Origin of the sequence: Streptomyces sp. NBC_00873, from assembly GCF_045207415.1 — a bacterium.
GTDB lineage: Bacteria > Actinomycetota > Actinomycetes > Streptomycetales > Streptomycetaceae > Streptomyces.
The window spans coordinates 200,353-218,804 of record NZ_CP108804.1; the positions used below are offsets into that span (position 1 = coordinate 200,353).

11 protein-coding genes and 2 pseudogenes are annotated in these 18,452 nt (G+C 68.2%); 5 read left to right on the plus strand and 8 right to left on the minus strand.

What is annotated here, in order from left to right; all coding sequences use genetic code 11:
• Positions 1–271: 271 nt before the first annotated feature.
• Positions 272–565, plus strand: coding sequence for a hypothetical protein (locus OH809_RS44695; protein ID WP_331743620.1), 294 nt, complete (start codon positions 272–274; stop codon positions 563–565).
• Positions 566–1,230: 665 nt separating this feature from the next.
• On the opposite strand, the gene OH809_RS44700 is transcribed toward OH809_RS44695, so the two are convergent.
• The 3 genes from OH809_RS44700 to OH809_RS44710 form a co-directional block, all read right to left on the minus strand.
• A complete protein-coding gene (locus OH809_RS44700) occupies positions 1,231–1,413 on the minus strand; it encodes a hypothetical protein (RefSeq protein WP_331743623.1) in 183 nt (60 codons plus the stop codon).
• 89 nt (positions 1,414–1,502) lie between these two features.
• On the minus strand, positions 1,503–1,691 hold the full coding sequence (locus OH809_RS44705; protein ID WP_331743625.1) for a hypothetical protein: 189 nt from the start codon (positions 1,689–1,691) through the stop codon (positions 1,503–1,505).
• Between the two features lie 110 nt (positions 1,692–1,801).
• Entirely contained in the window at positions 1,802–2,467 is a 666-nt protein-coding gene (locus OH809_RS44710) for a recombinase family protein (RefSeq protein WP_331743628.1), read from the minus strand.
• Positions 2,468–2,701: 234 nt separating this feature from the next.
• Between OH809_RS44710 and OH809_RS44715 the strand changes: the two genes are divergently transcribed.
• On the plus strand, positions 2,702–3,961 hold the full coding sequence (locus OH809_RS44715) for a GNAT family N-acetyltransferase (protein ID WP_406425608.1): 1,260 nt from the start codon (positions 2,702–2,704) through the stop codon (positions 3,959–3,961).
• Positions 3,962–4,025: 64 nt separating this feature from the next.
• Here OH809_RS44715 and OH809_RS44720 read toward each other — a convergent pair whose 3' ends face one another.
• Positions 4,026–7,151, minus strand: a complete 3,126-nt coding sequence (locus tag OH809_RS44720; protein ID WP_331744025.1) for a Tn3 family transposase — start codon at positions 7,149–7,151, stop codon at positions 4,026–4,028.
• Positions 7,152–7,258: 107 nt separating this feature from the next.
• On the opposite strand from OH809_RS44720, the pseudogene OH809_RS44725 reads away from it, so the two are divergent.
• A pseudogene (locus OH809_RS44725) lies at positions 7,259–7,691 on the plus strand (hypothetical protein).
• Positions 7,692–7,707: 16 nt separating this feature from the next.
• On the opposite strand, the gene OH809_RS44730 reads toward OH809_RS44725, so the two are convergent.
• Positions 7,708–9,306, minus strand: coding sequence for a site-specific integrase (locus OH809_RS44730; protein ID WP_331743631.1), 1,599 nt, complete (start codon positions 9,304–9,306; stop codon positions 7,708–7,710).
• Between the two features lie 31 nt (positions 9,307–9,337).
• Positions 9,338–9,790 (minus strand): annotated as a pseudogene (locus OH809_RS44735) (DUF4158 domain-containing protein); the annotation flags it as partial.
• 387 nt (positions 9,791–10,177) lie between these two features.
• Here OH809_RS44735 and OH809_RS44740 point away from each other — a divergent pair.
• Together OH809_RS44740 and OH809_RS44745 are read left to right on the plus strand one after the other, a co-directional pair.
• Positions 10,178–16,375, plus strand: a complete 6,198-nt coding sequence (locus tag OH809_RS44740) for a DNRLRE domain-containing protein (RefSeq protein WP_331743634.1) — start codon at positions 10,178–10,180, stop codon at positions 16,373–16,375.
• Between the two features lie 130 nt (positions 16,376–16,505).
• Complete coding sequence (locus OH809_RS44745; RefSeq protein ID WP_331743637.1) at positions 16,506–16,781, plus strand: hypothetical protein; 276 nt, start codon at positions 16,506–16,508, stop codon at positions 16,779–16,781.
• Between the two features lie 96 nt (positions 16,782–16,877).
• On the opposite strand, the gene OH809_RS44750 is transcribed toward OH809_RS44745, so the two are convergent.
• Together OH809_RS44750 and OH809_RS44755 are read right to left on the minus strand one after the other, a co-directional pair.
• Positions 16,878–17,189 (minus strand): site-specific integrase, encoded by a 312-nt coding sequence (locus OH809_RS44750; RefSeq protein ID WP_331743640.1) that lies wholly within the window; start codon positions 17,187–17,189, stop codon positions 16,878–16,880.
• Positions 17,190–17,441: 252 nt separating this feature from the next.
• Complete coding sequence (locus tag OH809_RS44755; RefSeq protein WP_331743643.1) at positions 17,442–18,428, minus strand: HEAT repeat domain-containing protein; 987 nt, start codon at positions 18,426–18,428, stop codon at positions 17,442–17,444.
• Between the last annotated feature and the right edge of the window lie 24 nt (positions 18,429–18,452).

The following is an 18,452-nucleotide window of genomic DNA, read 5'->3' on the forward strand; positions in this document are numbered from 1 at the left end:
GTCATCGCGCCCCTCCGGCCTCCCGGCACAGGGCCCACGGCCCCGCGGGCACCCTGGCGCTTCTTGCTGTTATCACGACCCTCGAGTTGGTCGGCGCCCGCGGGGAGGTCCGTCAAACCAGGCTGTTCGCCTACCCCGGGGGCGCGTCACCCCTACATACGGGGCAGGGCCCCAAAGTGTTACGCCGCGGTCCGCAAGGCCGGTCCGAACCCCTGCGCCTGACTGGTCCCCCCTGCGATGATGCGGACCCGCACACTTCCCAGGGGGGACCATGCGCACCCGACTCAGCGCCGCCGTCGTGACCGCGGCCGCCCTGCTCGCCCTCACGGGCTGCGGGGCCGAGGCCGACCCCGCAGCCTGCAAGGCCGCCATGGCCAAAGCGTTCGATGAGGCCATAGCCGCAGGAGACACAGCCAACTCGGTAAAGAAGAGCAAGAGCCCGGCCGCCTGCGACGGAGTCGACGACGAGACGGTCCAGCGCTTCGCCGCTGAACTGATCAGCGATCGGGCTGGCAAAGCGGCCGAGGACGTGATGGAGAGCGCCGCACCCGACGCCACACCCTGACGACAGGAGGCGCCCATGGTCGGCAACCTCCGCAACCTCCCCTGGTGTCCAAGGTAGGAGTCCGGGCCGAAGCGGGGCGCTTCACTGTGCGGATCGGCACCGCGCGGGCATGACCAGCGTGCAGGATGAGCACCAGAGCCACGGCGAGGGGGATCACGAGTGGACGCGTGGACGTGTGAGGAGTGCGGCAGACCGGCACCCCAGAACGAGGGGGAAACGACGGGCGCGGCCGTGCGCAGGCACGCACGTACGGTCGGACATCCACCGGCGAGTGTGAGCAGACAACAGCCCGACGGAACCGTCCAGAGGTGGCGGACCCCCGAAGAACGAGAAGCCGAACGGGAACGTGCAGAGGAGGCGGCAGAACGCGCGATGGACCAGTGGCGGCTCGCGGCGCGGGGCGGCATACGGCGACACGTAGATCCGGTGCGGGTCGAGCACCGGCGGAGCGGGAGAACGCGTCGACAGCGGTGGGATGCGCTTCCGCTGTCGACGCGCCTTTTTGTCTGCCTGTCGGTGTGGGATGCGCGCTGGTGCTCAGCGGGTGGCTGGCAGGTCTCGACGACCCCACTCAACCGCCGACGGCCCCCTGCTTCAGCACCCCCACTCCCGATGCTGACCCAGCGGCGACGAGCACCAGGAGCAGCACGACGAGCCTTGGCCGGCTAGCTCGGCTTCCTCTTCGGCCGGGCCGCCTCGACGGTCTCCCGGCAGGTGCTGCGCAGGGGGTTGCCGCCGAAGCCGTAGCGGTGGCATGGCTGGTGGCAGCGCGCGCACCGGCCGACGTGCGCGGGCGGGCAGTCCAGGACGGCAGAGGCCTTGCGCTGGGCTGGTGCAGGTGTGGTCATGGCGCTTCCTTTCGAACCTCCGTTCTATCAGAGTTCCGGAGGTTCGCCGGGCTGCGACACCGGTCCACCGGCCGCGCTGCAGGTGCGGCTCAGCCCTGCAGCTCTGCGCGCGCCTTCTCCAGTTGTGCCACCGTCACCGTGCCGGCGCCCGGGAGGCCTGCGCTCTCCCACGCCCCCTGAGCACGGGCCACGACACCGCCGGCGTCGTCGAGGAGGACCTTCTTCGCCACGTTCACGGAGATCGCGCCGTCGCCCAGGTCGACGAGGTGCGCGAGCATGCGCACGTTGTGCTGCCGGTTGCCGGCCTTCTCCTCGTTGTACCGGTAGACCGGGTGTGAGTAGTTGCGGTACAGAAAGTGCCGCTGAGATTGATCTTGCTGGAGTTGGCCTACCTCTTCGGCGCTTCGAGCTGACGAGGCACGGCGCCAGCGCGCAGCTCACGCAGGTCCGGGATGTGGTTGTAGAGGGTGCCCGGCGAGACGCCCAGCAGCTTGGCGATCGAGGTGATCGAGCGGCCGGGGTCCGGCAGCAGATCGCGAGCGGCGCGGATGACTTCCTCGGTGGCGACGCTCGGGCGCCCGCCGACCCGGCCGCGCTCGCGGGCGGCGGTCAGGCCCTCGTTGGTGCCGATGACGATGAGTTCGCGGATGAACTCGGCGAGCGCGGCGAAGACGTGGAAAACGAGCCGGCCACCGGGGGTTGTGGTGTCCAGGTTCTCGTGCAGCGAGGTGAAGCCGATCCCGCGCTCGCGCAGTTCGGCAACCATGTTGATGAGGTCCTGGAGGCTGCGGCCGTAGCGGTCCAGGCTCGGGACGACGAGGGTGTCGCCGGAGTCGAGGAAGGCGTGGCAAGCCTTCAGTTCGGGGCGGAGCGCGTTCTTGCCGGACTTCTTGTCCGCGAAGATCTTCCGGCACCCGGCGGCGGTAAGCGCGTCAAGCTGCCGCTCCAGCTTCTGCCCGCTGGTCGAGACTCGCGCGTACCCGATCTTGATCTCGGTGCGGACGAGTGGTTCGGCGACGAGGAGGCCCGGCTCGGCCGGTTCGAGAGCGGTCATGACCCCGGATCATGTCAGAAAACGGTGGTTTGGGGTTATTGAATGACCCAGGTTTTTGAAGGGGTTTTTGAAGGCTCTGCGGGGTCCGGGCGGCCTCGCAGAGCGATCTTCAGAAAACGAAGGTTTCTTGAAGGTTGGTAGCTCGGCGATCAAGTAATCGGTTGTCTGTAGGCGCTGGTTGTGGATGCAATGTTCGTCATGGTTACTCAGGTGCGCCCACCACAGCGAGATGAAATGAACGCGTACTACCGGGCCTTGCCCTTCGCGAGCGGGTTGCCGCAGTGGGAGCCAGCTGATGCCGCGTGGCACGGTGGTGCGGAGCCGTGGCCCCCGCAGCGCACTCCGGCGACCGCCGAGCAGCTAGAGGAGTGGGCAGAAGCTGACGTCAAGGACGAGTCTTTCCATCCGATCGCGACATTCGCAGACGGCGCGTGCGTCGGCGCATCGGCCGCCATCTCCTTCGACGTGACGGTTCCTGGCGGGGGTACGGTCAAGATAGCCGGTGTTACTTCTACCGGGGTGATCGCTACACACCGCCGACGCGGCTACCTGCGGCGGATGATGCAGGCCATGTTCGACGCTGCCTTGGACCGAGGCGAGCCGCTGGCGATGCTCAGCGCCAGCGAGGGCAGCATCTACGGCCGATTCGGGTTCTCGCCGGCGACCTTCCGCGCGCGGTGGGAGCTGGACCGTCACGAAGCTGCCTTCCTTCCGGCAGCGCCCGACCCGGGTTCGCTTGAGCTGGTCGACGCGGCGCAGGCGAAGCAGTTCTGGCCTGTGGTGCACGCGGAGGTGCGTGCACACCGTGCCGGTGAGCTCACCCCCCTGCCCGGGCGCTGGGACAGCCTGTCCGACACTGCGGACGGCACGAACGGACCGCTGCGGTATCTCGCCCACCGCGACCAGCACGGCGAGGTAGACGGCATCGCCAACTTTCGACTGCCGTGGTCCTCGACAGCCGTCAACGCGGGAACGCTCGTTGTTGAGGCGCTGGAGGCGACGAACCCGACGGCATATCGCGCGCTGTGGAGTTTGTTGGTCGACTTCGACCTCACCAGAACCATCGTGGCGCCCGGCCGTCCGCGCGACGAACCACTGCGGTGGATGCTTGCGAACCCGCGGGCGATGCGTATCACCCGGCAGTCGGACAACATGTGGGCACGCCTTCTCGATGTCCCCCGCGCCCTGACACAACGCTCGTACGACACCGTCGGCGAGGTGGCGTTCACCATCGATGACGACCACATGTGTCCGGCAAACAACCGGACATGGCTTCTCCGCGCAGGCGGTACGTCGGTGACATGCGTTGCCACCGACCAGGAGGCGGATCTGACCATCACCATCTCGGCACTCAGTTCGCTGTACTTCGGAGGCATGTCGGCGTATGACCTGACGTACGCGGGTCGCATCACTCCGCACGCCGACGGCGTGATCGCGCAGCTGACCCGGCTGTTCCGCATCGACCCCGAACCGCACAACTCCTTCGGCTTCTGAGGCAGCTATCGACTGCCAGGCGCTATCAGACCCCTCGGCCACTGTGCAGCCATTCGGGACGCAGTCAGTCGCTCTCGTCGTCCTCGGCGGCGTCCGGGTCCCGGAAGGGGCGCAGGCCGTGGCCTGGCGCGCTGGCCTTGATGTTGAACAGGTAGCGGCCCAGGAAGTTGATGTGCCGGTCCTTGAGCGGGGAGAGTCGGGCGACGTCCTCTTCCTTGATGTCGTGGCCCTCGGCGCGGAGCCGGGCCACGGCGGCGTCGAGGTAGCGGGTGTTCCACAGGACGACGGCGTTGAGGACCAGGCCGAGGGCGGCGAGCTGGTCCTCCTGGCCCTCGCGGTACGCCTGGCGGATCTGGCCCCGGCCGCCGTGGCAGATCGCGCGGGCGAGCCGGTGGCGAGACTCCTGCACGGTGAGCTGCCGGTTCATCAGGCGGCGGTAGGTATCGTCCATCGGGTCGACCAGGGCGAGCAGGTGCATGGTCTTGTCGATGCGCCCGTACTCGGCGAACGCGGCACCGAGCGGGGTGGGGTGGCCCTCGCGGCCGAACATCCGCAGCAGGTCGTAGGCCCGGACCTGGTTGGTGATGAGCGACCCGGCGACCCGGAGCATGTCCGGCCAGTGCGCGGCGATCCGCTTGAGGTTGACCTTGTTGCAGGCCACGGCCTCCAGCGGCCCGTACCCGGCGGCCGGCTCCTCCCCGTCGCCGTCGGGCAGGTCGGCTCGCCAGAACCGCTGGTCGGCCAGATCACGGAAGCGCGGGGCGAAGCGGAAGCCGAGCATCTTGTACAGGCCGAACGCCATGTCGGAGTACGAGGCGTTGTCGGTCGCCACCATCTCCGGCTTCACCCCGCCGTCGAGGTTCAGCAGGGTGTCCAGCGTGTAGAGACTGTCGCGCGGGGTGCCGCGCACGACCATCGCGCCAATCCCGGCGACCTGGTCGTTGACCGCGTTGAGCCAGGTCACGCCGCGTTTGTACCCGTAGTACTTGGGCGAAGGGCCGGTGTTGATGCTCTTGACGGGGACAACGAACCGCAGGCCATCGACGGAGGCGAGCAGCCCGCCGCCCCACATCTGCGCCAGCTCGATGCGGGACTGCGCGGCGATCAGCGCGGCGTTCGCCGCGGCGAGGGTATCGGCGCGCACGTAGTTCTGGTCGACGTGGGACAGCCGCGAGCGGGTCAGCGCCTTGCTCTCCGGGTCGATGACCGGGGTCAGACCGATGTTGCAGCTCTGCGAGACCAGCAGCGCGACCAGGGAGACGAGCAGGCCCTCCATGCGGGTGCGCCGGTCGGAGACGTGGCCGAAGGAGTCGAGGAAGCCGGTCCAGGAATGGACCTCGAACAGCAGGTCCGGCAGGTCGATCCTCGGGAGCATCGCCTCCGTGGTCGTCTTCAGCCAGGTCAGCGACTCCGGCTCGCCCACCGCGCCGAGCTTGTCCACCGACAGGCGGGCCCGTCCGCCGCCCTCGGGGACGACGACCTCCACCTTCGCGTCGTCACCGGCCTCCTCCAGACGGTCGGCCATCTGCCGCCACGCCGCATCCAGGCCCCGCGTGAGCTGGGCCAGGTGCTCGCCCGCGTCCTCGGTCAGGGACAGGCCCGATAGCACATCCGCGCGCATCGCCTCCCACCGCGCCCCGTCCAGCAGCCGGGCTCGCGGGTCGGCCCACCGGTTCGACGGGGCCGCGAACACGTCGCGCCGGTTCAGCGCGCGGTGCAGCTGCTCCAGCACGCACACCACGTACGCGTCCCGGTCGACCGCGCCCTGGGGCAGCTTGGTGTTCGAGAACACCGCCCGCTTCCACATGGCGGGCACCAGCTCGGCGTCGACCTCGCGGGGCAGCAGCGGCCGGTCCTTGACCCTCCGGCGCGAGAGCGCGGGCAGGCGGCGCACCGCCTTCAGGATGCGCCGCCCGGCCGGGGCGGCGCCCAGAGCGTCCGACTCGCCCAGCAGGGCCAGGAAGGGGCGCACGGTGTTGTAGCGCAGGGCAAGCTTCTCGCGCATCGCCGCCTCGGCCGACCCGTCGTCCTCCGGCACCAAGGCCTCGACGGTCGCCACCGCCGTACGCGGCACGGCCTCCTCAACCGCCGCCCACAGCGCCGCGACGTCGAGGTCCGCGTCGTGCTCGGCGACCAGGTCCAGTTCCTCAGTGAGGATCTTCGACGCCTTCGCCAGAATGCGGGCGGCCTTCTCCAGCTGCGGCAGCATCGCCAGGCGCTCCCGCTCCGAGGCCCGCCGCGCCGGGCTGATCAGCCGGTTCGCCATCAACACCGCGAACAGGTCCAGCGCGTCATCGACTGCCTGCGCCTCCAGCTGACACACCACTGCCGTCAGCAACGCGGTCCGCCGCGGATCGGGCGCCCGCTCGATCGTCTGCGCCTTGCTCAGCTGCCCGTACCGGGCCAGCGTGGACAGCCGGTTCACCGGCACCCGCGACAGGTTCACCCGCCCCAGCGCGAACGCGGAGATCTCCTCCACCCGCTCCATGGCCCGCACCATCGCGGTGCCCGTCGACTTCGTCGGCGGCGTCCGCAGCCGCTCCAGCTCCGATACCCGCTTGCCCTCCGGCACCACCAGCAGCTCAGCCAGCGCCGGCGCGAGCGCGGGATCGGCCCGGTGCGCAGCGCGGGCCACCGCCTCGTACACACGCCGTTCGGCCACCGTGCGGGCCTCCGACACCTGCCGGGCCAGCACGCTCACCCCGGGCAGCAGCACCCGGTTCTTGCGCAGCCACGTCACCGCGTGGTTGAACAACGCCACCGGCCCCTCGGCGTGCTTCCACGCCCGCCCGTACAGGAAGCCGCGGAACTCCCGCCCCCAGTTCCGGTCGGTGAAGTCCCGGTACTTGAACCGCTCCTGGATCTCCGCCGCGTGCTCGTACGGTGTCCTGCGCCGCTCCGGGTACCGCTTCACGCACGAGGCGTCCGCGATGCCGAGCTGCCCGGCCAGGTACTCCACGACCTCCCACGGCACCGCGAGCGGGTCCTCACCCAGAAACCGGCCGACGTAGCGGACCGTGCAGATCTGCACCGCCATCCCCAGCCGGTGCGCGTCCGTACGACGCAGCGCGATCAGATCACGGTCGTCGTCATCGAGGAAGAAGAACCGCTCCAGCTCCGGGCGCGTGGGCACCTCGGTGAACGTCCCATACGCCTCGGCCTGCTCATCAGTCAGAAACTCCACCGGCACGATCCGGACCGTAGCCAGCACCGACAGCCACTCGACGATCTTTCCGAGAACCCCGGCGGCACCCCGGTAGATGTGCTAGCCAACGTGATCAATCTCAGCGGCACTTTCTGTACGGCAACTACTCACACCCGGTACGAAGGAACGCGGCCCCGGTCGGCTTCACCGTTCCGCATGCGCCGCCTTCGGTCGCGCACGTGGTTCGTATGCATGAGCGAGACGGCTTCGCCCCCCTATGACAGCCAGGAAGACCTGCGCAAGGTCGACGTCCAGCTCCGCGAAGCCGACGGCCGGTTGCGAGTCCTTCCCCGAGTGCAGCCCCTGTTCGCCATACCCCCTCGGCCGCGACGGCCCCCGGCCGTGCGCCTCGCCCGCGGTCAATGGGTCCGATGGCAGCTCAACTACCGCTTCAGCAGCGCACTGGGGATCCGAGGCTGGACGTACTGGCTGGACACTTTCAACATCGCCTATGGCCCAATGAGTGACGACGTGTTCCTGTCGACGCCCACTGTGTTCATCGACGAGCGAGGGCCGCTCAGGTAGGCCCACTGCGGCGTGATCAAGCACTGGACTCGTCGGCCTCCGCTTCGGCGTGGGCGGGTTGGCCGAGGTCAGTCAGGAGCTTGTCGATGCGTTCGCTGGTGCAGCGGTGTCGTTCAACCTCACGGTCCCAGCCGCGTTCGGCCGCGTCGCGGGCGAGGGTGAGCTCGACCTCGCGTCGCGCTCGCAGTCGTGGTGCGTATTCGGGTGTGGTGACGAACTTCGCGCAGGTCAAGTAGAGGTCGCACTCGCAGGGGCCTTCGGCGGGTAGCCGGAGGCAGCGGCCGAGTTCGAGTTCGGTCTTGAAGAAGTTGGTCTTGAGCCAGTCGATCGACGTGTCTGGGAGTGTGCCGCTGCGCAGTTCCTCGGCGGCTGGGCCGGCGATGGTGGCGCCGGGGCCGAGCACGGCCTGGTAGTCCCGCAGGACCGCCTGGTCGCTCACCTGCGCGTAGACGAGCGCCATGCTCACGGAGGTGTGCCCGAGCACCTTCATGATGGTGTGGAGCTTCGCGCCGCGTTCGGCGAGCTGGGTGCCGACGGTGTGACGGAATCGGTGGGCCGAGATGGTGCCGCGGCCGGCGCCGTCGCGGCCACCCGGGCGGACCAGGCCGACGGCCTTGCAGGCGTCCTGGATCGAGGTCTCGAACAGGTAGAAGGTCGACAGCAGCTTGCCGTGACTCATGAACAGGTAGCGGATCTCCTCGCCGGTGCGCTCGTCCGTGAAGGGTCTCTCGGGCGCGTTCCTGCGCAGGTCGACGACCTTTTGCAGGGCCTCTGCGGCGTCCTCGTGCAGCGGGACAACCCGCTCTTTGTAGGTCTTGCGGCCGGACAGCCGCAGCCGTGGGGTGCCGTCGGGGTAGCGGTCCAGGCAGTCGATCGGTAGGCGCTGGATCTCGGTGCGGCGGGCCCCGGACCAACGGGCCACCAGCAGGGCGGCGCGTTGGAACGGGCAGGCGATCGCGTCGATGACCGGCATCAGCTTGTCGAGTTCGTGGTCGGGGATGAACCGGGGCACCTTCTGGGGGAACTTGGGTGCGTCGCCCGCGCCGATGAAGGTGTAGCCGGGCACGTCGGCGTACTGCCAGATCGCAGTGTCCCGGAAGAACTGGGAGAGGCCGGAGATCCGCTGGATCCGCGACATCACACCGAGCGGCTTGCCTGTCCTCTCAGTCGGCGCCTTGGCGATGTGGGCGATCCAGCCAAGGCAGTGATCCCGTGTGACGTCGGCGAAGGTGGTGATCTCGGGGTGGTTCTCGCCGAGCCAGTTGCCGAACACGCGCACCGCAAGCTCCAGCTTGTCCACCGTCGACGGGGCGTCGGTCAGTTTGCGGGCCGCCAGCCACTTCTGTGCGACGGCGAGCATCGTCGGCGGCAGCTCCATCGGCGGCTTCCACGACGGCATCAACTTCCGTGGTTGGGTGGCCACTTGGCCCCGGTGGAATAGCACCACCTGCAACTGGTGCAGGTGGGTGACCCACTGCTTGGAGGCGTTGTCCCGGTAGTTCTGCACCGATGGGTAGAAGCGGTGCAGGTCCTCCCGTTCGCCGAACCGCCCGCATGTACCGGTACAGCTCGATGCGGACCTGTTCGTCGCGCCGCTCGTCGTGCCAGATCGCATCCACCAGGTGCGAGACGGTCTTGGTGGTGTCGGTCTGGCTGCATTCGTGCCAGCCGGTCGCATCCCGGATCTCACTGCGGTGCCGCTTCGCGGCCCGGGAGGTGAAGTCGTACAACGCCAGCTCCGACGCCGGCACCCCGGTCTGCTTCGCGAGGTGCTCGACCGCGTCGTCGGGGAGTTCGTGCCGTGCCTTGGGAAACCGGCCGCGCCAGGTCAGAAACTTGAGCTGAACGCTGAAGCCCAACCTCGTGGCCCCCGCCTTGTTCCGTAACCAGCCCGCCTCATCGCTGTCCAGGGTGAAGTGGTCCACCACCCCGTCCAAACCCAGATCCCGCCCCACTGCGCAGCCCCTTCCGCCCGCCCCCGTGATCGGCACTCGGGCTGGACGGTAGAGCCACCGACGCACGGCAGTCGCGGATATCGGTGAAGCGGATGGGCAGGGCGTGCGGACCTGGTACAGGCCCGGGGCCTGTAGTTCGCACACCCGAACCTGGGGGCCGGCCAGCCGACCGGGACGACGTAGGCGCGCGCGAAGTGAGTGTCAGCAAAGCGGCCTGAGCCGCGGCCGGTCGGCAACGCCGCCGGGACGCGTCACATGCCCTGCGGCGCGTCTTGAACTGCCTCGCAGGCGGAACGCTATGTTCAATTCGCTTACAGTTAGCGCATTTTACGCATCCTTTACTCTTCGGTATCGTCACATGTGCACCATCCAGTGGTGCACATGTGACGAAGAGAATGAGGAATGATGACGGTTCACAGACCCGCGCTTCATGGGCGCGGGCGGCCTTGGTCCGGGGGGAATCTTCGCTTCATAGCGGGGAGTCTGACCCTGGCCCTGGCCATCACGCTGCTCGACAGCACAAGTTCGGCCATGTCCGCGCCTCCGCAGGCGCCCTCAGCACCGGAGAAGCCCGCGGCCACCCAGGCAGCTGACATTGCGTCCGCGCGGGTGACCGCGCGGCTGTCCGGCAAGCGCGTTGAGGCTCTGTCGGAGCGTACCGAAACGTCCACGACGTGGGCCAACAAGAACGGTTCGCTCACCACTGAGCTGACGGCGGGTCCGATCCGCTTCGAGGACGAGATCACCGGTGCGTGGCGGGACGTCGACCTGGATCTGGTCCGCGTCGCGGACGGCTCCGTGGAGCCGAAGGCGCATCCCCGCGGGCTGAAGATCGCGGGTAGGTCCGGCGATCCCGCCGCCTCGCTGAAGGCGGCGCAAGCTTCCAAAGCCACGGACCTGGTCACGCTCGGCGAGGGGGATCGGCAGATCACTCTGCAGTGGAAGGGCGGCCTGCCCGCGCCGAAGCTGGACGGCACGCGCGCCGAGTACGTCAATGCCGTGCCCGGCGCGGACGTAGTGGTGGAGGCGACCCGCACGGGTTTCGAACAGTTCGTCGAGGTCAAGCAGAAGCCCACCACTGACAGCTTCTCCTACACCCTGCCGCTGAAGGCCAAGGGCCTCAAAGCCAAGCAGTTGGCCGATGGCAGCGTGCTGTTCACCGATAAAAAGAACAAAAAGCAAGCAGTGATGCCGGCGCCGGTGATGTGGGACTCCACCGTCGACAAGCGATCCGGTGAGCACACCCGCCGCGTTCCCGTCGCGATGAAGGTCGTGGCCAAGGGGTCCTCGGTCGACCTGGTGATCACACCGGACGCGAAGTTCCTCGCCGACCCCAAGACGAAGTATCCGGTGACGGTGGACCCCTCCACCTCCTCCCTCTCCAGCGTCTTCGACACCTATGTCCAGCAAGGTGAGACCGTTGACTGGTCGAACGATGTAGAGCTGGACCTGGGTAACCCGGGAACGAAGAACGCCGACGGCACCTTCCGCACCGCGCAGTCCTTCATCTCCTGGAACACCTCGCCGATCCAGGACGCGCTCGTATCCGATGCGAAGCTGTCCCTGTGGAACTTCCACTCGGGCAACAACGTGGACTGCAAGGCATACCCGTGGGAGGTGTGGTCGTCAGGCGCAGCTTCTACGTCCAGCCGGTGGACGAACCGGCCCACCATGACGGCCAAGAAGGCCACCTCCACCGAGACGCGCGGCAACGCCTCGTGCACCACCCAGCCGGACGGGTGGATCAACGCCAACGTCACGACGCTGGTACAGGAATGGGCCTCGGCCAAGACCACCCGTGGAAACATGGGACTGCGAGCCACCGACGAGAGCGTGCTGGCGCAGTGGAAGCGGGTCAACTCCGCCAACGCGGCATCCAACCCGCCCAAGCTGGTCGTCACCTACAACTACCGGCCGCGAACAGGCACCAAGCAGGAAGCCGGACCCCCGTACTTCTCCTACGCCGGCGCCTACACCGTCAACACCGTCACGCCCACGCTGCGCGACACGTTCGTCGACGCCAACGGTGACAAGGTCAACGGCACCTTCCAGATCTTCGACAATGCCACCAACACGCAGGTCGGCAACGTCATCGTCTCTCCGTACGTCCCCTCCGGGCAGGTCGCCTCGGTCACGGTGCCCTCAGGCGTGCTGAGCACCGGCAAGACCTACAAGTTCCGCACCTCACCGTATGACGGCAGCCACTACAACGTGGGCTGGTCGGCGTGGAAGACATTCACCGTCGACACCAGCTCTCCTTCGGCCCCGACGAAGATCACTTCGACGGACTACCCGTTGGCCAAGTGGGTCAAGGGCGCGGGGCAGGCAGGTATTTTTGCCGTCACCCCGCCCGCGGCTGACCATAATTGGCTGGAATGGTCGCTGGACGGAGTGACCTGGTCCAAGGTCGCCACCGGCGGCGCGAGCGCGGACAAGAGCATCTCCGTTACCCCGCCGAAGAACGGCACCCACACCCTTCAGGTCCGGTCCGTGGACAAGGCGGACAACAAGTCGGAACCCGTCGAGTACACCTTCCACGCCGGACCTGGCGGATTCGTCCAGCCGGCTGACGGTGAGCGCACCGCACGCCGGGTGCCCTTGGTCGCCGAGGGCGAAGCCGGCAAGTACGACAAGGTGTCCTTCTCGTGGCGCCGCTCGGAGGCCGACGCGTGGACGGAGATCCCGGCCGGTCACGTCACGGCTGGAGGAACGCCCCTGACCGCGTGGCCGGTGCCGCTGACGAACGGCAAGAACGCCGCTCTGGTGTGGAACGCCACTGATACGGTCGACCCAGACGGTTCGGTTCAGATCAAGGCCGACTTCACCGGCCCGTCCAGCGCAAGTGGCGAGACCCAGCCGCTGGCGGTCGTGGTCGACCGCAACGCTGATGGAGCCGCAGCAGCCGAGGCCGGCCCCGGCTCGCTCAACCTCCTCACCGGCGACTACACCCTGTCAGGTACCGATGTATCGGTGCTGGACATGACGGTCACCCGCAGTGTCTCTTCCCGCTCGCCGAACGCCGGCGCCAAGCAGGACGGCCAGGCGCCGATCTTCGGCAAGGAGTGGGTGGCGGGAACAGTCGCCCAGGCGGTCCAGTCGGACTACTCCGAGCTGCGTAAAACCTCCGCAACCTCCTTGGACGTCGTCACGGCCGACGGTGAGACGTTCTCCTTCACCGCCAATGCGGCCAAGACAGGATGGGTCCCCGAGCCCGGCAGCGAGGAGCTGACCCTGAAGGGTTCTCTCGCATCCGGTGACTTCACCCTGTCGAACAGCGACGGAAGCGTCACCACCTTCAGCCCCGTGGCGGGTTCGAGTACCGCATGGCCCGTCTCCCGCTCTCTGATCGACGGGCAGGCCAACTCCACCACCGAGGTTGTCTCCGAAGCCGTCACTGTGGACGGCAAGGTCCTGGCCAGACCCAAGCGGGTCATCGCCGCGACCAGCGCGGTGACGCTCGGCACCTGCGAGGCCACCCCGTCGACCCGCGGCTGCCGGGTTATGGAGTTCATTTACGCCGCCTCCACCACAGCGACCGGCTCGTCCCTGGGCGACTTCAAGGACCAGGTCTCCGAGATCCGTATTTGGGCGACGTCCCCCGGTGCCTCGGCAGCCACCGCGACCGCCGTGGCGTCGTACACCTACGACGACGCCGGGCGTCTGCGCGAGACCTGGGACCCCAGGATCAGCCCTGCGCTGAAGATGTCCTACACCTACGACAGCGCGGGGCGCGTAACCCAAATGAAGCCCCCGGGGCAGCTGCCGTGGAGCTTCACCTACGGCAAGGTAGGCAGCGACCCGCTCTCCGGTGAAGGGATGCTCCTCAAGGTCACCCGCCCGACCCTCAAGGCCGGATCCGCCGGCGAGACGGACGGCAACACCGCGCAGACGTCCATCGTCTACGGCGTTCCGCTGACCGGAACGAAGGCACCCCACCTGCTGGGCGCCAGTGACGTCAAGGCATGGGGGCAGCTTGAGGCCCCCACCGACGCCACAGCCGTCTTCCCCACCGACGCGGTGCCCTCCTCGAATGACGGCCAGGCCCTGACCGCGGGCGACTACCGCCGCGCCATGGTGCACTACCTCGACGGCTCCGGCCGAGAGGTCAACACCGCTGACGCCGGCAAGAACATCACCACCACCGAGTACGACCAGTTCGGTAACGCGGTCAGGGAACTGTCGGCAGCCAACCGCGCCCTGGCGCTCGGGGGCACCGACACGGCCAAGGCGCAGCTCGCCGATCTCGGTATCGCAGCCCTGCCCGCGGCGGAGCGAGCGGAGCTGCTCTCCAACCGCGGCATCTACAACGCCGACGGTTCCCGTGAGGTCGAGACGCTCGGTCCCCTGCACCGCGTCGTGCTGGAAGCGGACCTGAAGGAGGGCACGACCACGGTGGCGGCCTCGGGCGAGCAGGCCATCGCCCGGCACCACACAATCAGCGAATACGACAACGGGCGCCCCACCGACGGCACGGCCTCCGTCTCCGACAAGGTCACCAAGAGCACGGTGAGCGCGCAACTGCGCAACTGGCCGGCCCTCACGGCCGACCCGCGGGTCACCCAGACGGTCTACGACTGGGTCAAGGGCCAGCTCACCAGCACCATCCAGGACCCGGGCGGTCTGGCCATCACGGAGAAGGCCACCTATGACAGCTCCGGGCGCCTGATCAGCCGCAGCCTGCCCGCTTCCAGCGGAACCGACGCAGGCACCCAGATCACCGACTACTACACCGGTGACGGCACCGGCGTCTGCGGCGGAAAGCCCGAATGGGCCGACGAGGAGTGCCGCACCCGCCCGGCCGCCACGGTCACCGGCGGCGGATCCAACCCCTCCGAGCTGGTGACCACGACCGCCGAGTACGACCGGTGGGGCGAGACCGCCAAGCTGACCGAAACCGCCAACGGCAGCACCCGCGTCAAGACCACCACCTACGACGCCGCAGGCCGCGCATCCAAGGTCACCACCAGCGGAGGGACCGGCACTGCCGTCCCGGCCGTGACCACGACGTACGACCCCGACAGCGGCAAGGTCGCCACGATCACATCCACCGACGGTGGAACGGTCAAGAAGGGCTACGACCAGCTCGGACGGCTGATCTCCTACACCGACGCCGACGGCGGAGTGACCACCAGCCAGTACGACGCCGAAGGGCAGCCGCTCCTGGTGAGCGACAACATCCCCTCCAGCACCGCCTACGGCTACGACACCACGGCCGACCCCCGGGGACTTCCCACCTCCATCACCGACTCGGTAGCGGGTAAGTTCACCGTCACCTACGACGCCGACGGCCAGGTCCTGACCCGGAAACTGCCCGGCGGCTTCACCATGCGCCAGAACACCAACCCGGCGGGCATGCCCACCGACCGCAGCTACAGCCGCGACAGCGACGGGGAAGTCCTCTTCTCCGAAACCATCGTGCCCACCGTCCACGGACAGCGCTCCTCCTACACCGGCTCCGCCGGCCAGACCGCCGGAGAGACCTACACCTACGACAAGGCCGGCCGACTCGCCCGGGCAGCGGACGACGCCGTCGACGGCACCTGCGTAACCCGCAGCTACACCTTCGACAAGAACTCCAACCGCAAGACCCTGGCCACCGCGGCCGCGGCCCCCGGACTGGAGTGCACCACCACAGGCGCGACGACCACCAGCCACACCTACGACAGCGCCGACCGCCTGGTCGACGCCGGCTACACCTACGACGCCTTTGGCCGCACCACCGCAACCCCCGGCACCACCTTGGCGTACTACACCAACGACCTGGTCCGCCAGCAGACCACCGGAAACCAGCGCCAGACCTGGACCCTCGACTCCCAGCTGCGCTCCCGCGCCTGGACGGTCGAGAACAACGCCTCGGGCACCTGGACCAAGACCCAGTCCAAACTCAACCACTACAGTTCCGACGCCGACACCCCGCGCTGGATCGTCGAAGACACCGCCACCGGCGCCCTGACCCGCAGCGTTAACGGCTTCGACGGCCAGCTCGCCGCGACCACCGCCAAAACTGGCGGAACCGTCCTGCAGCTGGTCAACCTGCACGGTGACGTAGCGATCCAGCTGCCCACCACCGCAGGGCAGGCCGCGACGGTCCTCAACACCGACGAGTACGGCAACCGCACCGCGGACCAGGCCGCCACCCGCTACGGCTGGCACGGCGGCATGCACCGCTCCAGTGAGACCCTTACGGACCTCACCCTCATGGGCGTGCGCCTCTACAGCCCCACCCTGGGGCGCTTCCTGTCCGCCGACCCGGTACCCGGAGGTAGCTGCAACGCCTACGACTACGCCTGCGCCGACCCGATCAACAACGAGGACGTGACCGGCTGCGCAACCTGCCGGGTCCCCAAGCACGCCTGGACCGGCCGCAGCTACACGACCGTCCTGCGTACCACCGGATGGAGCTACGGCAGCTGGCAGAGCTACAACTACCACTGGTTCTGGGACGTCGTCAGCGGCGACTGGGGCCCGCTGCCCATCACGTCCTGGAAGCGCCAGTACAAGTACCGCAAGCAGTACGTCTTCAAGTGCAAGGTCGTGGCCTGGTACGGCTGGGGCCGGCAGAAGATCCTCGCGTCCTTCGAAACTCGCTACCAGTACTCCTACCGCGACCGCACCACCTACCGCGTCGCGTGGTCGGGCTACAAGTGGACCCGCACCGGCGGCTGGAGCTGGACCCGAACATCACGGACCTACGTCTCCTACTACCGCATCGTCTACACCAGAGGCTGACCCGGACACTGACCGACCCTGAGTAGTGTGGCGCTCCGCGGAACCCTCTGCGGAGCGCCGCATCCGCTTACAGCCTTCGACAAGCTGGTGAAGGCTGGCCCACCCCCGCAGACCCGCACGGGAGACACTTATGCCGTTCGTCATCGCCATCATCGGAATCTCAATACTCAGCCTCACCCTGTGGTACTCGGTGCGCGTCGCCAAAATGCGCGACCTGCCCTCGTGGCGCAGGTTCTTCCCCCTCGGCCTTCTTATGCTGTCCATCGCAGCCAGCCTGCTGCGAACCGCCGACATCCCCCAGGTTGCGAACGCGGTCGCCTTCCCCCTGCTCCTGGCCGCGATCGCAGTGTCTCTGATGGAAGTACGGGCCGAGAGTAACCGGCGCACACCAACGGCCACGCAGTAGAAAACCCCAAAACGCTTCGGGCACGGGACCGATCCGCCCCATAGGCCCGGCAGTCCCGGTTCGGAAACCAGGCAAGTAACCCGCAAGTTCTGAACTTCATCGACGACGGCGGGCGGCGGGGTCGCGTTCGGCGACGTGCCGGGCGACCGCGTCGACGCCGGGGCGGGCGTACCGCTCCAGGGAGCGGACCGAGGCGTGGCGGGAGCAGGCCAGCAGCATCGGGGTGGAGGTGCCGCCCTCGGCGTCGTGGGTGAGCGCACTGTGGCGGAGCCGGTGCAGCGTGAAGCCGTCCAGGTCCTCGATGTCCTCGGGCGAGGCGAGCGGGTTGGCCAGCAGCCGGGTGTTCTCCTCGAAGATCTCCTCAGCCCGCCGATACGACAGCCTCGCCCGCCCGGTCTCGGGGCACACGTCCAGCGTCGGCGTCCCGGCCGGTGCCTTGCGGCCGGTGAGAAACAGCGGGCCGCGGGTGCGACCCGCGATCAGGCGGGGCAGCAGCTGGGCGGTCCTGGACCCACGTGAACCCCTACGGCAGGTTCGAGCTCGACATGAACCGCCACCTGCACCTCGGCCCGCTCCTCCCACGGCAGCGAACGGCCCAGGACGATGCAGCTTCCTCCGACACGGCACCGGTCGGACGAGCGCTGCACCTCCGGTCCCGGATCACTGGTGTCCGCAGGACGTCCATCCAGCACGGCCAAGAAGATCTGCTGCAGCCATCCGAACGTTCGGATTCTTGTCCTGCAGAAGCTCGCGGGCTGCCGACCCGTAGGTGGCCTCGTCGTCGCTGACCTGGAGCAGGTAGACCAGGGCTCGACGTCGAACCCAGTGGTCGGGATCCTTGAGCGCCGATGCCACCACCTGAGCAGCATCGCTGTCGAGCTCGGCCAGGGTCCGTGCCGCATCCATCCTCACTCCCCGGTCGGGGTCGTCGGCCAGGGCCTGGACCAGCGTGTCCCGGGCACGATCGGTAAGGGGCTGACGCCCGCCCAGGGTGTAGGCCGCGGCTCGTCGTTCGCCAGGGGAACCCGAGGCGGTCAGAATGTCGATGAGCTCATCGGGACTGCCGCGCCTCTGGTCGCGAAAGTCGGGGACGAGCTCACCCTCCGGCAGCGTATCGAGCCAATGCTCGTACCAGGTCAGGAAGTCCGGCTGGGGATGGAAGACCGGAGGTGCGGCAAGGTCTCCGAGGTTGGCGTCGAGGAGCCGGCCTCGGGCGGGTCCCGAGATGACCAGCAGCGTCATCTCCAGGCAGCCGCGATGGACGACGGTGTGGGTGCCGGCGTACGAGTTGTCCTGCACGTCGCTGAGCCGCGCCCAATCAGCGGCGACGGAGTCAGTCGGCTCCAGCGCGAAGACGCGCCCAAGTTGCTGACTGGCGGTGGGGATGTCGTGGGCGGACCAACGCGTCAGAGGGAGTAGTCCGCAGTCGGGTCCAACGCCCCCGTTGCCGATCTCGCGCAGGAACGTGCGATAGCTACGGGGAAGACGGCCGCCGTGAGTTGCCTCGTAGGCGACCACTCGTTCTTCGCTGAGGGGGGCGCCCAAGCGTTGACCGCCGGGCGCCCGCACGAAGGTCCGCGGGCGAGGAACGGGTTCTGCACAGGCAGCGGCCAGTTTGGATCGGATGCGGGCGACGATGTCGTCCATGGATGCTTCTTCCAAGGGGCGGCG

Excerpts from the sequence above, each read along its gene's own strand:
- OH809_RS44730 (WP_331743631.1), bottom strand. The coding sequence starts at position 9,306 with ATGCGATCTGGCACGACGAGCGGCGCGACGAACAGGTCCGCATCGAGC.
- OH809_RS44700 (WP_331743623.1), bottom strand. The coding sequence starts at position 1,413 with ATGACCACACCTGCACCAGCCCAGCGCAAGGCCTCTGCCGTCCTGGAC.
- OH809_RS44745 (WP_331743637.1), top strand. The coding sequence starts at position 16,506 with ATGCCGTTCGTCATCGCCATCATCGGAATCTCAATACTCAGCCTCACC.
- OH809_RS44715 (WP_406425608.1), top strand. The coding sequence starts at position 2,702 with ATGAACGCGTACTACCGGGCCTTGCCCTTCGCGAGCGGGTTGCCGCAG.
- OH809_RS44755 (WP_331743643.1), bottom strand. The coding sequence starts at position 18,428 with ATGGACGACATCGTCGCCCGCATCCGATCCAAACTGGCCGCTGCCTGT.
- OH809_RS44710 (WP_331743628.1), bottom strand. The coding sequence starts at position 2,467 with ATGACCGCTCTCGAACCGGCCGAGCCGGGCCTCCTCGTCGCCGAACCA.
- OH809_RS44705 (WP_331743625.1), bottom strand. The coding sequence starts at position 1,691 with ATGCTCGCGCACCTCGTCGACCTGGGCGACGGCGCGATCTCCGTGAAC.
- OH809_RS44695 (WP_331743620.1), top strand. The coding sequence starts at position 272 with ATGCGCACCCGACTCAGCGCCGCCGTCGTGACCGCGGCCGCCCTGCTC.
- OH809_RS44740 (WP_331743634.1), top strand. The coding sequence starts at position 10,178 with ATGTCCGCGCCTCCGCAGGCGCCCTCAGCACCGGAGAAGCCCGCGGCC.